Here is a 17,255-nt window from a genome sequence, read left to right on the forward strand (position 1 = left end):
AGCGACATCGAGAGCCCGCATCCCATGAGGCCGACTGATGAGTACGCTTCTCCTCTCCCACAAGGCCTGCCTCGACCACGTCACGCCGCCGGGACACCCTGAAAGGCCGGACCGCCTGCGCGCGGTGGAGGAAGCGCTGTCGCATGAGCGCTTCCAGTTCCTGGTGCGCGACCAGGCGCCGGAGGGCGATCTCGACCTCGTCACGCTCTGCCACAACGAGCACTACGTCACGGAGCTGCGCCACATCGCGCCAACCAGCGGACAGGTCTATATCGATGGCGACACCTCGATGTCGCCTGGCACGTGGGAAGCGGTGATGCGCGGCGTCGGCGGCGCGGTCGCGGCGACCGAAGCGGTGATGGCGGGCGAGCATCGCAACGCCTTCGTCGCGGTGCGCCCGCCCGGCCACCACGCCGAGATCGGCAAGCCGATGGGTTTCTGCTTCTTCGACAATGTCGCGATCGCCGCGCGCCACGCGCAGCGTAAATACGGCGTCAAGCGCGCGGCCATCGTCGATTTCGACGTGCATCACGGCAACGGCACGCAGGATATTTTCTGGTCGGACCCGACCGTGATGTACTGCTCGACGCACCAGATGCCGCTGTTTCCGGGCACCGGTGGCAAGAGCGAGCGCGGCGACCACGACACCATCGTCAACGCACCGCTCGCCTCCGAGGACGGCGGGCCGGAATTCCGCATCGCGTTCGAGAATCTGATCCTGCCGCAGCTCGAAAAATTCAGCCCGGAGCTGCTCGTCATCTCTGCCGGCTTCGACGCGCATTATCGCGATCCGCTGGCGTCGCTGAATTTGCGCGCGGAGGATTATGCCTGGGTGACGCGTAAGTTGATGGACCTCGCTGACAAGACCGCCGGAGGGCGCGTTGTTTCTGTGCTCGAGGGCGGCTACGACCTGCAAGGACTGAAAGAATCTGTTACGGCGCATGTCGGCGCCCTGATGGGCGCCTGACACACCCGCCACATTGCGCCCGCAAAACTTTGCTTTCTCCGACGTGAAGCGAATCGGGCAATCGGAAACTTATATGGCCGAAAATACCCAAATCGACATCTCCAGGCTGACCTTCGAACGCGCCATCGAGGAGCTCGAAACGATCGTGAAACGGCTCGAGGACGGCAAGGTGCCGCTCGAGGAATCCGTGACGATCTACGAGCGCGGCGAGGCCCTGAAGCGCCGCTGCGAGGAGTTGCTGCGCCAGGCCGAGGCGCGCGTCGACAAGATCACCACCGATGCCAGCGGCCAGGCGACCGGCACCGCGCCGCTCGACGTCCAGTAAGGGCCGCCTTCAAAGCCGCCTATCTCACGCAGCGCGCACCGGCAATTTTTCATGATCGCACGCCGCCGTCGGCGTTGCTGCTGCCTGATTCCAGGGAACCGGCGCTCCGGAGATTATGGAACCTCCCTCAGAGCGCCCCTCGTCCTCCTGAATCCGGCCTAAAAATAGCTTCCCCACGCGAAAAACCTTGCCGAGGAACCGGGCTAGCTTGGAACCCTTCCGATGGCGCCAGGATTAACCACTCTGGCCCGCGGGTTGCAGGTGCATGCCCGTAATCGGGCCCAGCGGGTTGGCTTTGGCCCAAGCTTTGGTGTAAAGCTGCGCGGAGTGTGGCTTTTTGTAAGCCTTGCGTGGGCACTGATTACCGACGACAAGCGCTTCAAACTGCTGATGAATTGGCTGGGATGGACGAAGCCGATCTAAGTGACAGGGATCACAGAGACTGAACCGGAGAGCACTTAAGCTCACCTAAGCTTGAAGACGGGGCTTTGCCCCATGCAGGTGGCTCCGACGGTTTAAGGACTCGCGCTGCGCCGATATTGAGCAAACCCATCGCGCGCCGGAACGATCTTCCGGCGCTGACAAATTGGAAATCGCCGTGAACGCATATAGTAAAACGCCGCTTCTCGACACCATCCGGACGCCGGACGACCTGCGCAAACTCAAGGTCGAGCAGGTTCGCCAGGTCGCCGACGAGCTGCGTCAGGAGACCATCGATGCCGTCTCGGTGACCGGCGGTCACTTCGGCGCAGGCCTCGGTGTGGTCGAGCTCACCACTGCAATCCATTACGTCTTCGACACCCCGCGCGACCGGCTGATCTGGGACGTCGGCCACCAGGCCTATCCGCACAAGATCCTCACCGGCCGGCGCGATCGCATCCGCACGCTGCGCACCGGCGGCGGCCTGTCCGGCTTCACCAAGCGCAGCGAGAGCGATTACGATCCGTTCGGCGCCGCGCATTCCTCGACCTCGATCTCCGCCGGCCTCGGCATGGCGGTCGCGCGCGACCTCTCCGGCGGCAAGAACAACGTTATCGCCGTCATCGGTGACGGCGCGATGTCGGCGGGCATGGCCTATGAGGCCATGAACAATGCGGGGGCGATGAACTCGCGCCTGATCGTCATCCTCAACGACAACGACATGTCGATCGCGCCGCCGGTCGGCGCGATGAGCGCCTATCTGTCGCGGCTTTACTCGGGCAAGACCTATCGCACGCTGCGCGATGTGGCCAAGCAGATCAACCAGCGCCTGCCCAAGATCCTCGCCAACCGAGCCAACCGCGTCGAGGAATATTCCCGCGGCTTCATGATGGATGGCGGCACGCTGTTCGAGGAGCTCGGCTTCTATTACGTGGGCCCGATCGACGGCCACAACCTCGACCATCTCCTGCCGGTGCTGAAGAACGTGCGCGACATGGAGACCGGCCCGATCCTGCTCCACGTCGTGACGCAGAAGGGCAAGGGCTACGGCCCGGCGGAAGCCTCCGCCGACAAGTACCACGCGGTCGTCAAGTTCGACGTCGCGACCGGCACCCAGGCCAAGTCCAAGCCGAACGCGCCGGCCTATCAGAACGTATTCGGCCAGAGCCTCGTCAAGGAAGCGGAGAAGGACGACAAGATCGTCGCCATCACCGCGGCCATGCCTTCCGGCACCGGCGTCGACATCTTCAACAAGGCTTTCCCGGACCGCACCTTCGACGTCGGCATCGCCGAGCAGCACGCAGTGACGTTCGCCGCCGGTCTCGCCACCGAGGGCTACAAGCCGTTCTGCGCGATCTACTCGACGTTCCTGCAGCGCGGCTACGACCAGATCGTGCATGACGTCGCGATCCAGAGCCTGCCGGTTCGCTTCGCCATCGACCGCGCCGGCCTCGTCGGCGCCGACGGCGCCACCCATGCCGGCTCGTTCGACAACGCCTATCTTGGTTGTCTGCCGAACATGGTGATCATGGCCGCGTCCGATGAAGCCGAGCTGGTGCACATGGTTGCAACCCAGGTCGCGATCAATGATCGTCCGAGCTCGCTGCGCTATCCGCGCGGCGAAGGCCGCGGCATCGAGATGCCCGAAATCGGCGTTCCGCTCGAGATCGGCAAGGGCCGCATCGTCCGCCAGGGCAGCAAGATCGCCCTGCTCTCCTTCGGCACGCGCCTCGCCGAATGCGAGAAGGCCGCCGACGAGCTCGCTGCCCACGGCCTTTCGACCACGATCGCGGATGCGCGCTTCATGAAGCCGCTGGATACCGAGCTCGTGCTCAAGCTCGCGCGCGACCACGAGATCCTGATCACGATCGAGGAAGGCTCAGTCGGCGGTTTCGGCTCGCATGTCGCGCAGTACCTGACCGACCAGGGCGCGCTCGACAGCGGCCTGGTGCGGTTCCGCACCATGGTGCTGCCCGACGTGTTCCAGGACCACGACACCCCGGCGGCGATGTACGGTCGTGCCGGTCTCGACGCCAAGGGCATCGTCGCCAAGGTGTTCGAGGCGCTCGGCAAGGACGTCAAGGCCGAGACGGTCAAGCTCGCCTGATAGCGAGCTTCGACCTTCCGCGAAGCAGCTGTGATGAAAATCTATCTGGCAGGCCCCGATGTGTTCCTGCCAGATGCGGTCGAGATCGGCCGGCACAAAGTCGCGGTCTGTGCCGCGCACGGCGTCACCGGCCTCTATCCCCTCGACAACGAAATCGACCTCGCCGCGCCCGACGCCTCGCGGCAGATCTTTCGCGGCAACGAGGCGATGATGGACGCGGCCGATGCGATCATCGCCAACCTCACGCCGTTCCGCGGCGCCGGCGCCGATCCCGGCACCGTCTACGAGCTCGGCTACATGGCCGGCCGCCGCAAGTTCTGCCTCGCCTATTCCAATGACGGTGCCGCCTATGCCGACCGTGTCAGTCGCTTCATGGACGTGACCTCCGAAGACGGACGGCTGGTCGACGTGCAGGGGCTGACGGTCGAGGATTTTGGCCTCGTCGACAATCTCATGATGATCCACGCGCTGGAGCTGCATGGCTGCCCGCTGGTGACGCCGGCGCAGATGCCGATCGACGTCTGGCACGATCTGGCCGCGTTCGAGGCTTGCGTCCGGATGGCGGCCGCGCGATTGATCGCTACATAAGCGCCTCAGGCGTCTTCGGAGAGATGATGTCCCCTGCCCGCAAGCGCGCGGATGTTCTGCTGGTCGAGCGCGGCCTGTTCGAGAGCCGGGCGCGGGCGCGCGCGGCGATCGAGGCCGGGCTCGTCACCGCCGACGACAAGCAGGTCGCAAAGCCGTCGGAGACCATCGCCGAGGACGCCGTGATCCAGGCCGAGCCCGCGCACCCCTACGTCTCCCGCGGCGGCGTCAAGCTCGCCGGCGCGCTGGAGCGCTACCCGATCGAGATCGAGGACCATGTCTGCCTCGACGTCGGCGCCTCCACCGGCGGATTCACCGAGGTACTGCTGGCGAATGGCGCGAGCCTCGTCTTTGCCGTCGATGTCGGCACCAGCCAGTTGCATCCCTCGCTGCGCGGTCACGCCAAGATCGTGTCGATGGAAGAGACCGACATCCGCGCCTATGACGGCAAGCGCCTGCCGGCGCGGCCCGATGTCGTCGTGATCGACGTCAGCTTCATCTCGCTCAAGACGGTGCTGCCCATCGCGCTGTCGCTGGCCGCCGCGCCGATGAGCCTGCTGGCGCTGATCAAGCCGCAATTCGAGGCGGACCGGAAGCACAACAAGAAGGGCATCGTCCGCGACGCCGCCGTGCACCGCGAGATCTGCGACGACATCGCCGCCTTTGCTGCCTCGCTCGGCTGCACCGATATCGAGGTGTTCCCGTCGACGATCACCGGCGGCGACGGCAACATCGAATTCTTCCTGGGCGCGCGCCGTGGTTGAGCGCGTGACGATCGATCACGTCGGCCATCGCGGCGACGGCGTCTCGCTCGACGCTGGCGATGCCATCTATGTGCCCTACACGCTCGGCGGCGAGACCGTCGAAGTCGATCATGTCGTCGGCAATCATCCCGACCGCCGCAAGCTGCTGGTAGTGGACGTCGCCAGTCCCGAGCGCGTCGCGCCGTTCTGTCCGCATTTCGGCGTCTGCGGCGGCTGCGCGATCCAGCACTGGGCGACTGAACCGTATCACGCCTGGAAGCGCGGCATCGTGGTCGAGACCCTGGCCCAGGCCGGCATCGACTGCGAGGTGACGCCGCTGGTCGACGCTCACGGCGCGGGGCGCAGGCGCATCACGCTGCACGGCCGGTTCGGCACCCATGACATCCTCAAGGTCGGCTTTTCGGCTGCCAGCGCGCACGACGTCATCCCGATTGATCGCTGCCCGATCCTCGATCCCGGGCTCGAGGGTGCACTCGATGCCGGTTGGGCGCTCGCCGAGCTGCTGACGTCCAAAATGCCGGTGACGAAACCGCTGGACATCCAGGTCACCGCGACCGCCAACGGTCTCGATGTCGACGTGCGCGGCTCCGGCCCGCTGCCCACGTCGCTCGTGACGGCGCTGTCGCGCGTCGCCGAGCAGCACCGCCTGGCGCGGCTGACACGGCACGGCGAACTGGTGCTGCAACGCCTGCCACCGACCCTGCAGATGGGCCGCGCCGAGGTGACGCTGCCGCCGGGCTCATTCCTGCAGGCGACCGTCGCCGGCGAAGAGACGCTCGCGTCGCTGGTCGCCGAGCGCATCGGCAAGGCGAAGAACGTTCTCGATCTCTTCTGCGGCGTCGGGCCGTTTGCATTGCGGCTCGCCGAGAAGGCCCGCGTCACCGCCCATGACAACGACGCCGGCGCCATTGCAGCGCTCGCAAAGGCCGCGCGCACGCCGGGTCTCAAGCCGATCAAGGCCGAGCCGCGCGATCTGTTTCGCCGTCCCCTGGTGGCGCCGGAGCTGCGCGATTTCGACGCCGTCGTGTTCGACCCGCCGCGCCAGGGCGCGCAGGCGCAGGCCTTGAAGCTCGTCGCGAGCAAGGTGCCGGTGGTGGTCGCGGTCTCCTGCAATGTCGCGACCTTTGCCCGCGACGCGCGGCTGCTGATCGATGGCGGGTACAAGATCGACGTAGTCGTGCCGGTGGATCAGTTCCGCCACACGCCGCATGTCGAGCTCGTTGCGAAGTTCACGCGCTAGTTAGCGTCGAAGGCCATTCAACGCCGGCGACTCGCCGGGCAGCATGTTCGATCTGAGATCGCTATCCATGCGGCCCGAGTCCTGCTGGGTGAACCCGGCCCCAAACGACAGGCTGAGGTTGGAGGTCGGCTTGAGCTCGACACCCGCAAATGCGCCGTAGCCGGGCGAGGCGCTGGAGGTGAGCGGCGCAAGCGAGCTGCCAATGCCGCCGCCGTATTTCAGGGTGTCGAACCCGGCAAAGAACGTGACGGGCATGCCGCCCGCGGTCTTGGTGTTGTAGCCGAACTGCGTGCTGTCGTAGGAGAGCGCGCTGAAATTGCCGCTCAGTCCGGCCGGGCTGAGGCCGCTCCAATTGAGATTGCCATGCTGGCTGCCGACAAAGAAGCCGTTCGCAGAATTGCTGCGGCCGCTTGCGTCGCCGCCATTGAAGCTCGGGAAAATGCCGTAGCTATCGGCGCTCTGGCCGGCAACACCGCCGAAGCCGAAAGGTCCGCCGGGGATCCAATATTGCAGGGGTGCGGCTTGCGCATGAGCCGGCGCTTCGCCGAGGCAGAGCAGGGCCAGAAAAACCGCGAGACCGCAAGAGGGTGTAAGCCTGAACATTCAAATAACCGTCGAAAAGCTTGCGAATTATACCCACCAGACATCATGAATGCCAGCATAGCGACACCATTCTTCCCTGAGTTCGGGGATCACGTTTTTCTGCCAATTTGAACTTCCCCCATGCCGGATTGACCCACCTAAGGGGGCGCGTCAGCACGGAGGCTGTCATGGAGGTCAATTCCGACAAGTTGAATGCCTTTATGGGCAAGATGGTCACCGAATTCGGGGCGGCGATGAATGCATCGCTGGTCCTGCTCGGGGACAAGCTCGGTCTCTACCGTACCCTTGCCGCCAAGGGACCGATGAACTCGTCCGAGCTCGCAAGCGCCACCGGGACGGCGGAGCGCTACGTCCGCGAATGGCTCGCGAGTCAGGCGGCGTCCGGCTACATCGAATACGATTCCGCTTCGGCAAAATTCTCGATGCTACCGGAGCAGGCGATGGCGCTTGCCGATGAGGACAGTCCGGTGTTCCTCGGCGCGTTCGGCAATGTCATTGCTTCGGCGTTTCTCGACGAGCCGAAGATCTCGGACGCATTCAAATCCGGCAAGGGCGTCGGCTGGAACCGGCGCAGCGAGTGCCTGTTCTGCGGCACCGCCCGCTTCTTCCGGACCGGGTACATGCATCATCTGGTGCAGGAATGGCTGCCCGCGCTCGACGGCGTCGTGGACAAGCTGAAGCGCGGCGCCAAGGTCGCCGATGTCGGCTGCGGGCACGGCGTCTCGACACGGCTGATGGCGGAAGCCTTCCCGAACTCCCGCTTCTACGGCTTCGACTATCACGAGGGTTCGATCGAGGCCGCGCGAAAGGCGGCCACCGAAGCCGGATTGGGCGACCGGGTCAGCTTCGCTGTTCATTCCGCCAAGACCTATCCGGCCGAGGGCTATGATCTCGTCTGCTTCTTCGATTGCCTGCATGACATGGGCGATCCCGTCGGCGCCATCGGCCACGTGCGCGAGACCATGGCAAAGGACGGCACCTGCATGCTGGTCGAGCCGTTCGCAGGCGACCGCCTCGAGGACAATCTCAACCCGGTCGGGCGGGTCTATTATGCGGCGTCGACCATGATCTGCACGCCGGCCTCGCTCGACCAGGAGGTGGGCCTCGCACTGGGCGCGCAAGCGGGCGAGGCAAGGCTGCGCAAGGTCGCGCGAGAGGGCGGACTGACGCGCTTCCGCCGCGCCGCTGAAACGCCCTTCAATCTGATTCTGGAGGCGCGGATCTGATCTTCCGATTCCGGCGCGTGGCCGCGGCATATGCCATGCCGATGCTGCAGCCACGCCCGGCGCCGACACCCTCCCTCGCTCGCGCCGCGACATAAGCTGGCGATCGGACAAGGCGACGCGAGTCCGTCATGACGGGAGGACGACGAAGCCGCTCTCCATGAATTTGCGATGGCGCTGAATGGGGGCCGTGGATCATCGGAGGTGCCTGGCTGTCCGTTGGCGGACAAAGGGTCGACCTGCTCTATCGCAACGCCGACGCTGTCGAAGTCATCATGGAATCCTGTCGGGCCGGCATCATCACCATGGACTACCAACCCGGCCATCCACACGGCTTCTGCTCGGCGATCTGGATGGGCGAGATCGCATTGCCAACCACTGCGCGATCCGCAAGACCTGATCAACCGGTTGAAATCGATCGCGCTGCCCTACCCGTAACCGTTGCGGAATGCTCTGATCCGGCGCTTCCAGTGGGAAATCCTCTTCGGCATCGAGAATGCGGAGCTTGCGGCCGCACGTAACGAGCAGACCCATTATCGCCGGATGCGTCTACCGGTCGCTGGCCTGCGTTGCGCAGATCGTGTTCGCACTGAACGAGCGCTATCTCATCAACGAGAAGGGTGCGCTATGGAAGCAGCGCGGTTACCGCTGACAATTCCGCATCTGGACGAGCAGGCGACGGAGATCTGGCGACTGATCGGCAATGGCGCTTTGGCGACCGCCTGCGACGTCTTGCGTCAGATCGACCGGCAATTGAAGGCGCTGACGCGGTCCAGCGAGCAGCAGCCGTGATCTGCTACGCCGTCCTGTCCACCGAGGACGATGTATCCGACGGCGGATATTTGGTCACGGGCACCACGAAGGACTTGTTGCGGACCTGGTAGATGATCTTGCCATTCTGCCCGTCGTCGGTCGCAATCTGCGCCTGGCCGAACATGATGACGTTCTTGTAGACGGTGCCGGTGCCCTGACGGGTGACGCCATCTGTGGTGACGCTGACCTGCGCTTCGTTGCCGTTGACAGCGAGCACCCTGAAGCTCGCGCTCTTGCCATTGTCACTGGAATAGCCGCCCCAGCTTCCCATCAGGCGGCTGTCGGAGGCCGGCGGCGCCTGCTTCTCGAGAGTCGCGGTCTGCTTGCCCGCGCCTGCAGATGACAACAGCACCAGACTCTTGCCGTCCTTGGTGCCGACCGTGACCGTGCCGAAGGTGAGAAGCGAACCGGCGACCTCGCCAAAGCCGCGCTCGGTGCGCCCGTTATGGGTGTACTCGACTTGCGCCCGGGCCCCGCGGATGTTCACGACCTTGAAGCTGACGGGCTGGTTGTTGCCAGCCCAATTGCCCTTCCACTCACCGAGCAGGGAGCTCTGGTGATACACTCGCTCGAGAGCGGGAGAAATCTGGCTGGTGCTCGAGGTGACGATGGCCATTGGGTTGCTCGGCGGATGTGTCTGACAGGCCCGCTTCTTTCGCGCCCCGACAGCAACGTCAGAACCTTATCCGGAAACAAATGAAAGCAGCCGATTAGGGCCACGCAACGGTAAACGCATGGTTAAAATTCCATCGCCGGCAAATAGGGCAAAAGGTCTCGTCCGGTGGCCGCGCTCAGCGACCCCAGCGGTCCGACCAGATCTTCTCGCCGATCATGCAGTTCACACGCGGCTCCTTGTCCTTCTCCGCAACCCGCATCACGGGACGCTCCGGCATACGGCCCGCAACCTCCATCAAGAGCTTGGTGCGGATGGCTTCCTTGAACTTATCGCGGTCCTTGATCGTGATGACGAAGGAACCGGGGCCGCCGATGACGCAATCCTCATAGTAGAAATCGAGATTGTCGATATCCATAGTCGAGTAGGAGGGTTCCTTGACCATGATCGGCAGGCCGTTGATGACGATACCCTTCTCGATCGCTGCGTCGCGCGCAATCGTGACCGGAGTGCCATTGTTGTTGGGACCGTCGCCGGAAATGTCGATCACGCGGCGCAAGCCCCGATAGGGATCCTCGTCGAACAGCGGCATCGCGAAACTGATCGCGCCGGAGATCGAGGTGCGCGAGGCACGCCGGATCGGCGTCTTCAGGATTTCGGCGGCGACGGCATCGGCGGTCTCCGGTCCGTCGACCAGCCGCCACGGAATGATGATCTTCTGGTCGGTCGAAGCGGCCCACTCGAAATAGGTCACCGCGATCCGGCCGTTCGGGCCCAGCTTCAGCGCCTGCAGGAATTCCTTCGACTGGATCGCCTGCGCATAGCCTTCACGCTGGACCGCGAGCTCGTCCATGTCCATGGAGTAGGAGACGTCGACGGCGAGGATCAGCTCGACATCGACCGTCTGCGCGTCTCTGTCGGCTGCTTGCCGCTGCGGCTGATTTTTGAGTAGCGCCAGTCTGGGCGACTCAAACTTGGGTCCTGGTGCCGCGATGCCCGCGACGTCCCCTCCGGCGAACATGCCGGTCACCAGCACAGCCCCGATCGAGAACAGCAAGCGCATCGCAGCCTCCCGTCGTATGACCTGATGGTGACATGCAATCGCCTTGCCGCAAAGTCCGAAGATCGCTCGCGCTTCACATTCCGGTTAGGCATTTGCCAGTTAGGCATTTGCAGGCGGAATTGCGAAGCAGTACGCAAAGCGGCCGCGATGTTGCCGCGCTCGCGCCGCTGGACTGCGCGATCGCTGGCGCCGGCATGCCGTCATGTGCGGTCCGCTCCCGGACTGACGGGCCACTGGACAGCGCACCTCGCCCACTTGTCCGGCGCGATTTCCATGTTAGGCTGGCCGGACAGATGGGGATGGAGTCCCCCGACAACCGCCCGGCGGCCTGTGACCGTAGTGGGCTGATGACTCCTGCTTGAGGAGAGGCAATTTCTAGGCCTCTGCCTTCGGCGGGAGCATGGACAAACCCGCCGCCGGCGGGTTTTTTGTTGCCTGGATGAAGGCCGAGGAGAGGTCAAGCAGAGGCCGAGGAGAAGTCCTGGACGTGATGACGACAACACCGAATGCTGCGCGTGCGGGGCTGCCCAGGGGGATCTGGGTGCTCGGTTTCGTCTCGATGCTGATGGACGTCTCTTCCGAGATGATCCACGCGCTGCTGCCGGTCTATCTCGTCACCGTGCTCGGCGCCTCCACGCTCACCGTCGGCTTGATCGAGGGCATTGCCGAGGCGACCGCCTCGATCACGAAGATCTTCTCCGGCGCGTTGTCCGACTGGCTCGGTCGGCGCAAATTGCTCGCTGCGCTCGGCTACGGGCTGGCCGCGCTGACAAAACCGCTGTTCCCGCTTGCCCCCAGCGTCGAATGGCTGGTTGCCGCGCGCTTCATCGATCGCGTCGGCAAGGGCATTCGCGGCGCGCCGCGCGATGCGCTGATCGCCGATATAGCACCTATCGGTCTGCGCGGCGCGAGCTTCGGCCTGCGGCAGTCGCTCGACACCATCGGTGCGTTCGTCGGGCCGCTGATGGCGATCGGCCTGATGTGGTGGACGGCGGACAATTTTACGATGGTGTTCTGGGTGGCCGTGCTGCCGGGCTTCCTGTCGTTCGGACTGATCGCGTTCGCGGTGAGCGAGCCGGAGCCGGACCCCGGCCGGGAGCCGTCAAGGAATCCGCTGAATACCGCTGCGATGCGCCAGCTCGGGTCCGTGTACTGGCGCGTGGTCGCGGTTGGCGTCGTGTTCACGCTGGCACGTTTCAGCGAGGCCTTCCTGATCCTGCGTGCGCAGAATATCGGGCTCAATGCGATGTGGGTGCCGGCCGTGCTGGTGCTGATGAACATCGTCTATGCGTTGTCGGCCTATCCGGCCGGCGTGCTCTCGGACCGGATCAACCGCACCGGCCTGCTCGCGCTCGGCCTCGTCTTCCTCGCCGGCGCCGATCTCGCGCTCGCGCTGCTGCCAAACCTTGGCGGCCTCGCCCTCGGCGTCGTGCTGTGGGGACTGCATATGGGATTGACGCAAGGCCTGCTCTCGGCCCTCGTCGCCGACGCAGCGCCACCGAGCTTGCGCGGCACCGCGTTCGGCTATTTCAACCTGTTCACCGGCCTTGCCTTGCTGGCCGCAAGCGTGATCGCCGGCGCCTTGTGGGATGCCTATGGTCCGGCCGGCACGTTCCTGGCGGGGCTCGGCTTCGCGCTGGTCGCGCTCATGGGACTATTTGCCGTCGGCAACGGGCTGGCAACGGAGGAGAAACGATGACGGGGGGCTGTTCGCCGTGCTGAGCGGAGTGCTTGCGATTATGATCGGCAGCGTGCTGGGCGGCTGTGCGCGCTATTTCATCTCCGGCTCGATCGCGCGGCGGCTGGGCGAGACGTTTCCGTGGGGCACCGTGACCGTCAACGTCACCGGCGCCTTCCTGATCGGCATTTTTGGCGCATTGGCGACCCATCCCGGCTCGGTCTTCGCCGCGCCCGATCCATGGCTGTTCGCGGTCACCGGCTTTCTTGGCTGCTACACCACGGTGTCCTCGTTCAGCCTGCAAACGCTGACGCTGGCGCGCAACGGCGAGGCGATGCACGCGCTCGGGAATCTCGCGGTCTCGGTCGTGCTCTGCCTCGCGGCCGTCAGTTGCGGCTTCCTCCTCGCGGACACTCTGGGAGGCTAGAGGCAGATGAAGTCCCCCTCCTCTGCCGATCGCTGGCGCACCGCGACGCTCTATGCCTGGATTGCCGCCGGCAGCATGGTCGGCGGGCTAACGCGCTATCTGGTCGGGCTCGCGCTCGACACCGGCTCCGGCTTCCCGGTCGCGACGCTGTTCATCAACGCCACCGGCTCACTAATCATCGGCTTCTACGCGACGCTGACCGGGCCCGACGGCCGCCTGCTGGCGCGGCCCGAGCACCGGCAGTTCGTCATGACCGGGTTCTGCGGCGGCTACACGACCTTTTCAACCTTCAGCCTGGAGACCTTCCGCCTGTTCCACGGCGGCATGAAATATACGGCGCTCGCCTATATCGCGGCATCCGTCATCTGCTGGCTGGTGTCGGTATGGGCAGGCCATATGATAGCCAGCGGCACCAACCGCTTGCGAAGGAGCTGACCATGCAAATCCTTAATCAGGCAGTTTCGCTCCGGATCTTCCTTGGCGAGAACGACCAATTCGACGGCAAGCCGCTCTATGAAGCGATCGTGGTGACGGCGCGCGAGCGGCATCTGGCCGGCGCCACCGTGCTGCGCGGCCCGATGGGCTTCGGCAAGTCCAGCCGGCTCCACACTTCCAAGATTCTGCGGCTCTCGGAAGACTTGCCGTTGCTGATTGAGATCGTCGACAGCGAGGACAACATCAATGCATTCCTGCCCATCCTGGATGGCATGATGTCGAGCGGCCTGATCACCTTGGAGAAGGTGCAGGTCCTGCAATATGGTGAGAAGGCCGCGCGCTGAGCGCGCCGGCAGGAACCCGAGCCCGCCATATCCGGGAGGCGGAATGAACGATACCGTTGCCAAACCGAAAACCAGGACGAAGACCAAGGTCGAGCGGCCGAAGCTGCATAAGGTCATCCTGATCAACGACGACTTTACGCCCCGCGAATTCGTCACGATGATCCTCAAGGCCGAGTTCCGCATGACCGAGGATCAGGCCTACAAGGTGATGATCACCGCCCACAAGCTCGGCGCCTGCGTGGTCGCGGTCTTCACCAAGGACGTCGCCGAGACCAAGGCTACCCGCGCAACGGATGCCGGCCGCACCAAGGGCTATCCCCTGCTGTTCACCACGGAGCCGGAGGAATAGTGCACCGGTCCGGCTTTGGTGCTTTTGCGCCCGCTTTCGATTTCGGCGCCGAATCTGCTCTGCCGAATAGTGTATCTATTGGCTGTCAACAGGCGCATGCTGAGCCATCACCGGCTCATCACGGCATCCATCGGTGACTGAGAGAGTCTTTGCGCTCCCGCCCAATGCGGAGCGTCCTATGCAAGACACCACCAAGCGCACCATCCCTCTGAGCAATCGCCTTGCCCAATTGGCAGCCGAGGCTCGCCGTCGCGCAGAGATTGCCCCGCCCGGCGTTCAGCGGGAATCGCTGCTCAAGGCGGCGCGATTGAGTGAAACGGCCTCGCACATTCATGATTGGATAAGCCTGCCTGGCCCCAAAACCCCGAGGTAATGGCAAGCAAACCTTGTCGACCGCCTGTTCACGTCGAGCGACGATCCGGGCCAAGGGCGGCATCCGCCTTCAAATCGCACTTCAAATATAAGTTGTATGAAATGAACTATATTTCATTTTGGTTGTTATAACAGCGTCCCCAAACGAAACGGGGCGGTCAACAGCCAAAGCAGCCCAAATGATGAAATCTCTTGTCGCGTTCGCGATGTTCGCGCTCCTCGGAGTGTCCGTAATGGTGCTGCCCGGTTTTGCTCCGCAAGTAAAAGCGCGCGAAACCGTTGCTTTGGCGAAGGCGGACCGGCTGGCGAGCCTTCCGGTGGCGCGGAATTGCCTGGGCCAGGTCTGGCCGGACTTCGAAGCATCGTGTCTGCGCCGGGGTGAATCCGATGTCAGGGTTCATGAAGCTCGTTTGGTGACGGCTCGCCGCTAGACCAACCATCGCAAAGCGCCGGCCGAGCTTGTCGGATGATCCAGGAAAGTGTCGTGCACAGATGTCAACGCCCCCAACCTCCTTGCCGAACGTTCTCGTCGTCGAAGACGAGATGATCCTGCGCATGCGCGCGGTCGATATCGTAGAGGATGCAGGCTTCTGCCCTGTGGAGGCCGTCAACGCCGACGAAGCCATTTCGATCCTCGAGTCGCGGTCGGACATCTCGCTTCTGTTCAGCGACATCCAGATGCCCGGGACCATGGACGGCCTGAAGCTGGCCCACGCGGTGCACGATCGCTGGCCTGCCATCAAGATCGTACTGGTCTCCGGTCAGGTAAAGCCGTCTGAAACCGAAACGCCGGCGGACAGCCGCTTCTTTCGCAAGCCGCTCGCCGTCGACGAAATGATCTCGCAGTTGCAGACGATGATCGGAGCGGGCGCGCTAAAAATCCTTCCGACCACAACGACGGATCCCGGGGAAAACCTTGGGGTTGCTCGATCGCCACAGGAATCGGTTCTGGTGGCGGAGAACGACAATCTGCGCCTGTTGCTGGAACAGGCCGACACCGACGCCAAGGTCCTGCTCGCTCAAGCCGGCATCGAAGCCCACGAACGCGAGGCGGCCGACAAGTTGCAAAAGCTCATCCTCGGAGAGCTGCATCATCGCATCAAGAATACGCTTGCGACGGTGAGCGCAATCGCAGCCCAGAGCTTCCGGGCCGCAATCAATCTCGAGCAAGGCCAAAAAGCCATGGATGGCCGCTTGCTGGCGTTGGGGCGCGCCCACGACCTGTTGATACAGGTCAGCTGGTCCAATGCGAGCCTCACTCATACCCTGAGCGGCGCCACCGATCCCTATGACGGTCAGGGAGGTCGACGATTCCATTTCAATGGGCCGGATCTCCGGATCACATCCGGTGCCGTGATAGCGCTCGCGATGACGTTCAACGAGCTCTGCACCAACACGACGAAGTTCGGCGCACTGTCCAGTTCCTCCGGACATGTCGAGATCGCATGGACGGTGGACGAGATCGAGCAAAGGCTGCGCCTGAAGTGGAGCGAAAGCGGCGGCCCCGTGGTGGCGCCGCCGACACGACGGAGCTACGGCACCCGGATGATCGAGTCGCTCGGCCAGCAACTGAACGGACAGGTGCGGCTGGCCTACGAACCGTCCGGATTTGTCTATCAGCTGGATGTACCGCTGAAGTCGGTGATGGCGTCGAACGCCTGAATTCTGCTCACCAGGCTGACGGCGGCGGACATCCGAGGATGACCTCAGGCCATCACCACCGGCGTCTCCTCCGTCAGCCCGTACACGCGCTGCGCCTTGGAAAAGCCCGCGATCGGGAATTCGCCGAGCTCGTGCCAGTCGTGGCGGCAGACATTGGCGAAGCCTTCTGAGGCCACGACGGTCCGCCCCAGGCGACCCGTGATCTTCTCCAGCCGCGCAGCAAGATTGACCGCGGGGCCAATGCAGGTGAAGTCGAGGCGGTTGCCGCCGCCAATATTGCCGTAGAGGATGTTGCCGACGTGGAGCGCCACGCCGAAGCGGAAGCGCTCGACGACGTCGCCGACAGGATACGCGAGCGCCTCGACACTGGCGCGAGATTCGCGCGCTGCCTCCAGCACCCGCGTGCAGACATGCGCGGCATCGCCGACATATTCGTCGATCGGGAATACCGCGAGCAGGCCGTCGCCCATGAATTTCAGCACCTCGCCGCCATGGCCGCGGATCGCGGCAACCTGGCAGTCGAAATAATGGTTGAGGATCTCGACCACGGTCTCGGCCGGCAGCCGGTCCGACAGTGCCGTGAAGCCGCGCAGATCGGAGAGCCAGATCGCAGCCTGCATGGTGTCGTTGTGGCCGCGGCGGATCTGACCGCCAAGGATGCGCGCGCCGGCACGATTGCCGACATAGGTGTCGAGCAGCATCTCGGCGGTGCGGCGCAGGCTGATGATCTCGGTGATGCGCGCGAGCGGCTTGACGATGGTGTGAATCGCCGCGATGTGTTCATCGGTGAAGCCGCCTGGATGGCGCGTTGTCCAGCTCGTCGCGTGGACCGAGCCGTCGAGAAACTGCATTGGCGTCGCGACGTAGTCGGTTACGCCTTCGGCACGCATATCGTCGAAAAAAGGGAAATGCTTGCTGCCGGGATCGTCGATGCGTCCCCGCACCTCAAGTCCCTGCTCGAACACGACCCGCAGCGGACTTCTGGCGAATTCCGGCGTCTCCAGGATCTCGAAATCGACCGTGCCGATCTCGACCTCCTCGCCTTCCCGCCAGATGAAGTTGCGACCGAAAATTTCGGGATGCAGCGTGCGGATGAAGATGCCGAACCGCCATAGCGGCAGACCGGCTGCAACCATCCGTTCGCAGGCTTCGGCCGTCATCTCGGCCGGGGCCTTCGACGACCAGGCGCCGTCGATCAGCCAGTTGGTGATACGTTGGAGCTCGGAGCTTTCCATGCGCGCATTTGCGGACGAAGTTGTGGGATC

General features: G+C 64.0%; 20 protein-coding genes and 1 riboswitch. Of the genes, 16 read left to right on the forward strand and 4 right to left on the reverse strand.

The features are described 5' to 3' along the window. The first annotated feature begins 37 nt into the window (after positions 1-37). From IVB42_RS29350 to IVB42_RS29380, 7 genes are all read left to right on the forward strand, one after another. Entirely contained in the window at positions 38-967 is a 930-nt protein-coding gene (locus tag IVB42_RS29350; RefSeq protein ID WP_247396497.1) for a histone deacetylase family protein, read from the forward strand. Between the two features lie 73 nt (positions 968-1,040). Continuing rightward, complete coding sequence (locus IVB42_RS29355; RefSeq protein WP_007594646.1) at positions 1,041-1,292, forward strand: exodeoxyribonuclease VII small subunit; 252 nt, start codon at positions 1,041-1,043, stop codon at positions 1,290-1,292. 222 nt (positions 1,293-1,514) lie between these two features. After that, positions 1,515-1,715: a hypothetical protein gene (locus IVB42_RS29360; RefSeq protein ID WP_085361378.1), complete on the forward strand. Its 201-nt coding sequence runs from the start codon at positions 1,515-1,517 to the stop codon at positions 1,713-1,715. Between the two features lie 175 nt (positions 1,716-1,890). Continuing rightward, positions 1,891-3,819: a 1-deoxy-D-xylulose-5-phosphate synthase gene (dxs, locus tag IVB42_RS29365; protein WP_247369204.1), complete on the forward strand. Its 1,929-nt coding sequence runs from the start codon at positions 1,891-1,893 to the stop codon at positions 3,817-3,819. A gap of 33 nt (positions 3,820-3,852) precedes the next feature. Continuing rightward, on the forward strand, positions 3,853-4,407 hold the full coding sequence (locus tag IVB42_RS29370; protein ID WP_247391570.1) for a nucleoside 2-deoxyribosyltransferase: 555 nt from the start codon (positions 3,853-3,855) through the stop codon (positions 4,405-4,407). Between the two features lie 26 nt (positions 4,408-4,433). Further along, positions 4,434-5,168, forward strand: a complete 735-nt coding sequence (locus IVB42_RS29375) for a TlyA family RNA methyltransferase (protein ID WP_247369205.1) — start codon at positions 4,434-4,436, stop codon at positions 5,166-5,168. Further along, positions 5,161-6,408 (forward strand): methyltransferase, encoded by a 1,248-nt coding sequence (locus IVB42_RS29380; RefSeq protein ID WP_204513896.1) that lies wholly within the window; start codon positions 5,161-5,163, stop codon positions 6,406-6,408. The genes IVB42_RS29375 and IVB42_RS29380 overlap by 8 nt, the downstream gene beginning before the upstream one ends. Here the strand turns inward: IVB42_RS29380 and IVB42_RS29385 are convergent, their stop codons facing one another. Continuing rightward, on the reverse strand, positions 6,409-7,011 hold the full coding sequence (locus IVB42_RS29385; protein ID WP_247391568.1) for a hypothetical protein: 603 nt from the start codon (positions 7,009-7,011) through the stop codon (positions 6,409-6,411). A gap of 167 nt (positions 7,012-7,178) precedes the next feature. On the opposite strand from IVB42_RS29385, the gene IVB42_RS29390 reads away from it, so the two are divergent. Both IVB42_RS29390 and IVB42_RS29395 read left to right on the forward strand, forming a co-directional pair. Continuing rightward, entirely contained in the window at positions 7,179-8,237 is a 1,059-nt protein-coding gene (locus tag IVB42_RS29390; RefSeq protein ID WP_018456255.1) for a class I SAM-dependent methyltransferase, read from the forward strand. 624 nt (positions 8,238-8,861) lie between these two features. After that, a complete protein-coding gene (locus IVB42_RS29395; protein ID WP_018456253.1) occupies positions 8,862-9,026 on the forward strand; it encodes a hypothetical protein in 165 nt (54 codons plus the stop codon). A 4-nt stretch (positions 9,027-9,030) separates the two neighbouring features. Here IVB42_RS29395 and IVB42_RS29400 read toward each other — a convergent pair whose 3' ends face one another. Then, complete coding sequence (locus IVB42_RS29400) at positions 9,031-9,663, reverse strand: hypothetical protein (RefSeq protein ID WP_018456252.1); 633 nt, start codon at positions 9,661-9,663, stop codon at positions 9,031-9,033. A 175-nt stretch (positions 9,664-9,838) separates the two neighbouring features. Beyond that, positions 9,839-10,723, reverse strand: a complete 885-nt coding sequence (locus IVB42_RS29405; protein WP_018456251.1) for a DUF1194 domain-containing protein — start codon at positions 10,721-10,723, stop codon at positions 9,839-9,841. A gap of 286 nt (positions 10,724-11,009) precedes the next feature. Continuing rightward, a riboswitch (Fluoride riboswitch) is annotated at positions 11,010-11,087 on the forward strand. Positions 11,088-11,213: 126 nt separating this feature from the next. Here IVB42_RS29405 and IVB42_RS29410 point away from each other — a divergent pair. The 7 genes from IVB42_RS29410 (at position 11,214) to IVB42_RS29440 (ending at position 15,990) form a co-directional block, all read left to right on the forward strand. Then, the gene (locus tag IVB42_RS29410; RefSeq protein WP_247391582.1) at positions 11,214-12,422 is read left to right on the forward strand and encodes an MFS transporter; all 1,209 of its coding nucleotides are present in this window, start codon (positions 11,214-11,216) and stop codon (positions 12,420-12,422) included. A 7-nt stretch (positions 12,423-12,429) separates the two neighbouring features. Continuing rightward, positions 12,430-12,828 (forward strand): fluoride efflux transporter CrcB, encoded by a 399-nt coding sequence (gene crcB / locus IVB42_RS29415; RefSeq protein ID WP_247396565.1) that lies wholly within the window; start codon positions 12,430-12,432, stop codon positions 12,826-12,828. Positions 12,829-12,834: 6 nt separating this feature from the next. Continuing rightward, positions 12,835-13,263: a fluoride efflux transporter CrcB gene (crcB, locus tag IVB42_RS29420; RefSeq protein ID WP_018456248.1), complete on the forward strand. Its 429-nt coding sequence runs from the start codon at positions 12,835-12,837 to the stop codon at positions 13,261-13,263. A gap of 2 nt (positions 13,264-13,265) precedes the next feature. Further along, positions 13,266-13,607: a DUF190 domain-containing protein gene (locus tag IVB42_RS29425; protein WP_247396500.1), complete on the forward strand. Its 342-nt coding sequence runs from the start codon at positions 13,266-13,268 to the stop codon at positions 13,605-13,607. A gap of 43 nt (positions 13,608-13,650) precedes the next feature. Next, a complete protein-coding gene (clpS, locus tag IVB42_RS29430) occupies positions 13,651-13,956 on the forward strand; it encodes an ATP-dependent Clp protease adapter ClpS (protein ID WP_007594672.1) in 306 nt (101 codons plus the stop codon). Between the two features lie 551 nt (positions 13,957-14,507). Further along, positions 14,508-14,759, forward strand: a complete 252-nt coding sequence (locus IVB42_RS29435; protein WP_026233118.1) for a hypothetical protein — start codon at positions 14,508-14,510, stop codon at positions 14,757-14,759. Positions 14,760-14,820: 61 nt separating this feature from the next. Next, a complete protein-coding gene (locus IVB42_RS29440) occupies positions 14,821-15,990 on the forward strand; it encodes an HWE histidine kinase domain-containing protein (protein ID WP_026233117.1) in 1,170 nt (389 codons plus the stop codon). Positions 15,991-16,034: 44 nt separating this feature from the next. Here IVB42_RS29440 and IVB42_RS29445 read toward each other — a convergent pair whose 3' ends face one another. Next, on the reverse strand, positions 16,035-17,225 hold the full coding sequence (locus tag IVB42_RS29445; protein ID WP_247391562.1) for an adenylate/guanylate cyclase domain-containing protein: 1,191 nt from the start codon (positions 17,223-17,225) through the stop codon (positions 16,035-16,037). Between the last annotated feature and the right edge of the window lie 30 nt (positions 17,226-17,255).

This window comes from Bradyrhizobium sp. 45 (assembly GCF_023073155.1).
Classification (GTDB): domain Bacteria; phylum Pseudomonadota; class Alphaproteobacteria; order Rhizobiales; family Xanthobacteraceae; genus Bradyrhizobium; species Bradyrhizobium canariense_D.

What these genes read in the sequence shown, in the direction of transcription:
- IVB42_RS29350 (WP_247396497.1), top strand. Translation starts at nt 38, where the DNA reads ATGAGTACGCTTCTCCTCTCCCACAAGGCCTGCCTCGACCACGTCACG.
- IVB42_RS29355 (WP_007594646.1), top strand. Translation starts at nt 1,041, where the DNA reads ATGGCCGAAAATACCCAAATCGACATCTCCAGGCTGACCTTCGAACGC.
- IVB42_RS29360 (WP_085361378.1), top strand. Translation starts at nt 1,515, where the DNA reads ATGGCGCCAGGATTAACCACTCTGGCCCGCGGGTTGCAGGTGCATGCC.
- IVB42_RS29370 (WP_247391570.1), top strand. Translation starts at nt 3,853, where the DNA reads ATGAAAATCTATCTGGCAGGCCCCGATGTGTTCCTGCCAGATGCGGTC.
- IVB42_RS29375 (WP_247369205.1), top strand. Translation starts at nt 4,434, where the DNA reads ATGTCCCCTGCCCGCAAGCGCGCGGATGTTCTGCTGGTCGAGCGCGGC.
- IVB42_RS29385 (WP_247391568.1), bottom strand. Translation starts at nt 7,011, where the DNA reads ATGTTCAGGCTTACACCCTCTTGCGGTCTCGCGGTTTTTCTGGCCCTG.
- IVB42_RS29390 (WP_018456255.1), top strand. Translation starts at nt 7,179, where the DNA reads ATGGAGGTCAATTCCGACAAGTTGAATGCCTTTATGGGCAAGATGGTC.
- IVB42_RS29395 (WP_018456253.1), top strand. Translation starts at nt 8,862, where the DNA reads ATGGAAGCAGCGCGGTTACCGCTGACAATTCCGCATCTGGACGAGCAG.
- IVB42_RS29400 (WP_018456252.1), bottom strand. Translation starts at nt 9,663, where the DNA reads ATGGCCATCGTCACCTCGAGCACCAGCCAGATTTCTCCCGCTCTCGAG.
- IVB42_RS29405 (WP_018456251.1), bottom strand. Translation starts at nt 10,723, where the DNA reads ATGCGCTTGCTGTTCTCGATCGGGGCTGTGCTGGTGACCGGCATGTTC.
- IVB42_RS29410 (WP_247391582.1), top strand. Translation starts at nt 11,214, where the DNA reads ATGACGACAACACCGAATGCTGCGCGTGCGGGGCTGCCCAGGGGGATC.
- crcB (WP_018456248.1), top strand. Translation starts at nt 12,835, where the DNA reads ATGAAGTCCCCCTCCTCTGCCGATCGCTGGCGCACCGCGACGCTCTAT.
- IVB42_RS29425 (WP_247396500.1), top strand. Translation starts at nt 13,266, where the DNA reads ATGCAAATCCTTAATCAGGCAGTTTCGCTCCGGATCTTCCTTGGCGAG.
- clpS (WP_007594672.1), top strand. Translation starts at nt 13,651, where the DNA reads ATGAACGATACCGTTGCCAAACCGAAAACCAGGACGAAGACCAAGGTC.
- IVB42_RS29435 (WP_026233118.1), top strand. Translation starts at nt 14,508, where the DNA reads ATGATGAAATCTCTTGTCGCGTTCGCGATGTTCGCGCTCCTCGGAGTG.
- IVB42_RS29440 (WP_026233117.1), top strand. Translation starts at nt 14,821, where the DNA reads ATGTCAACGCCCCCAACCTCCTTGCCGAACGTTCTCGTCGTCGAAGAC.
- IVB42_RS29445 (WP_247391562.1), bottom strand. Translation starts at nt 17,225, where the DNA reads ATGGAAAGCTCCGAGCTCCAACGTATCACCAACTGGCTGATCGACGGC.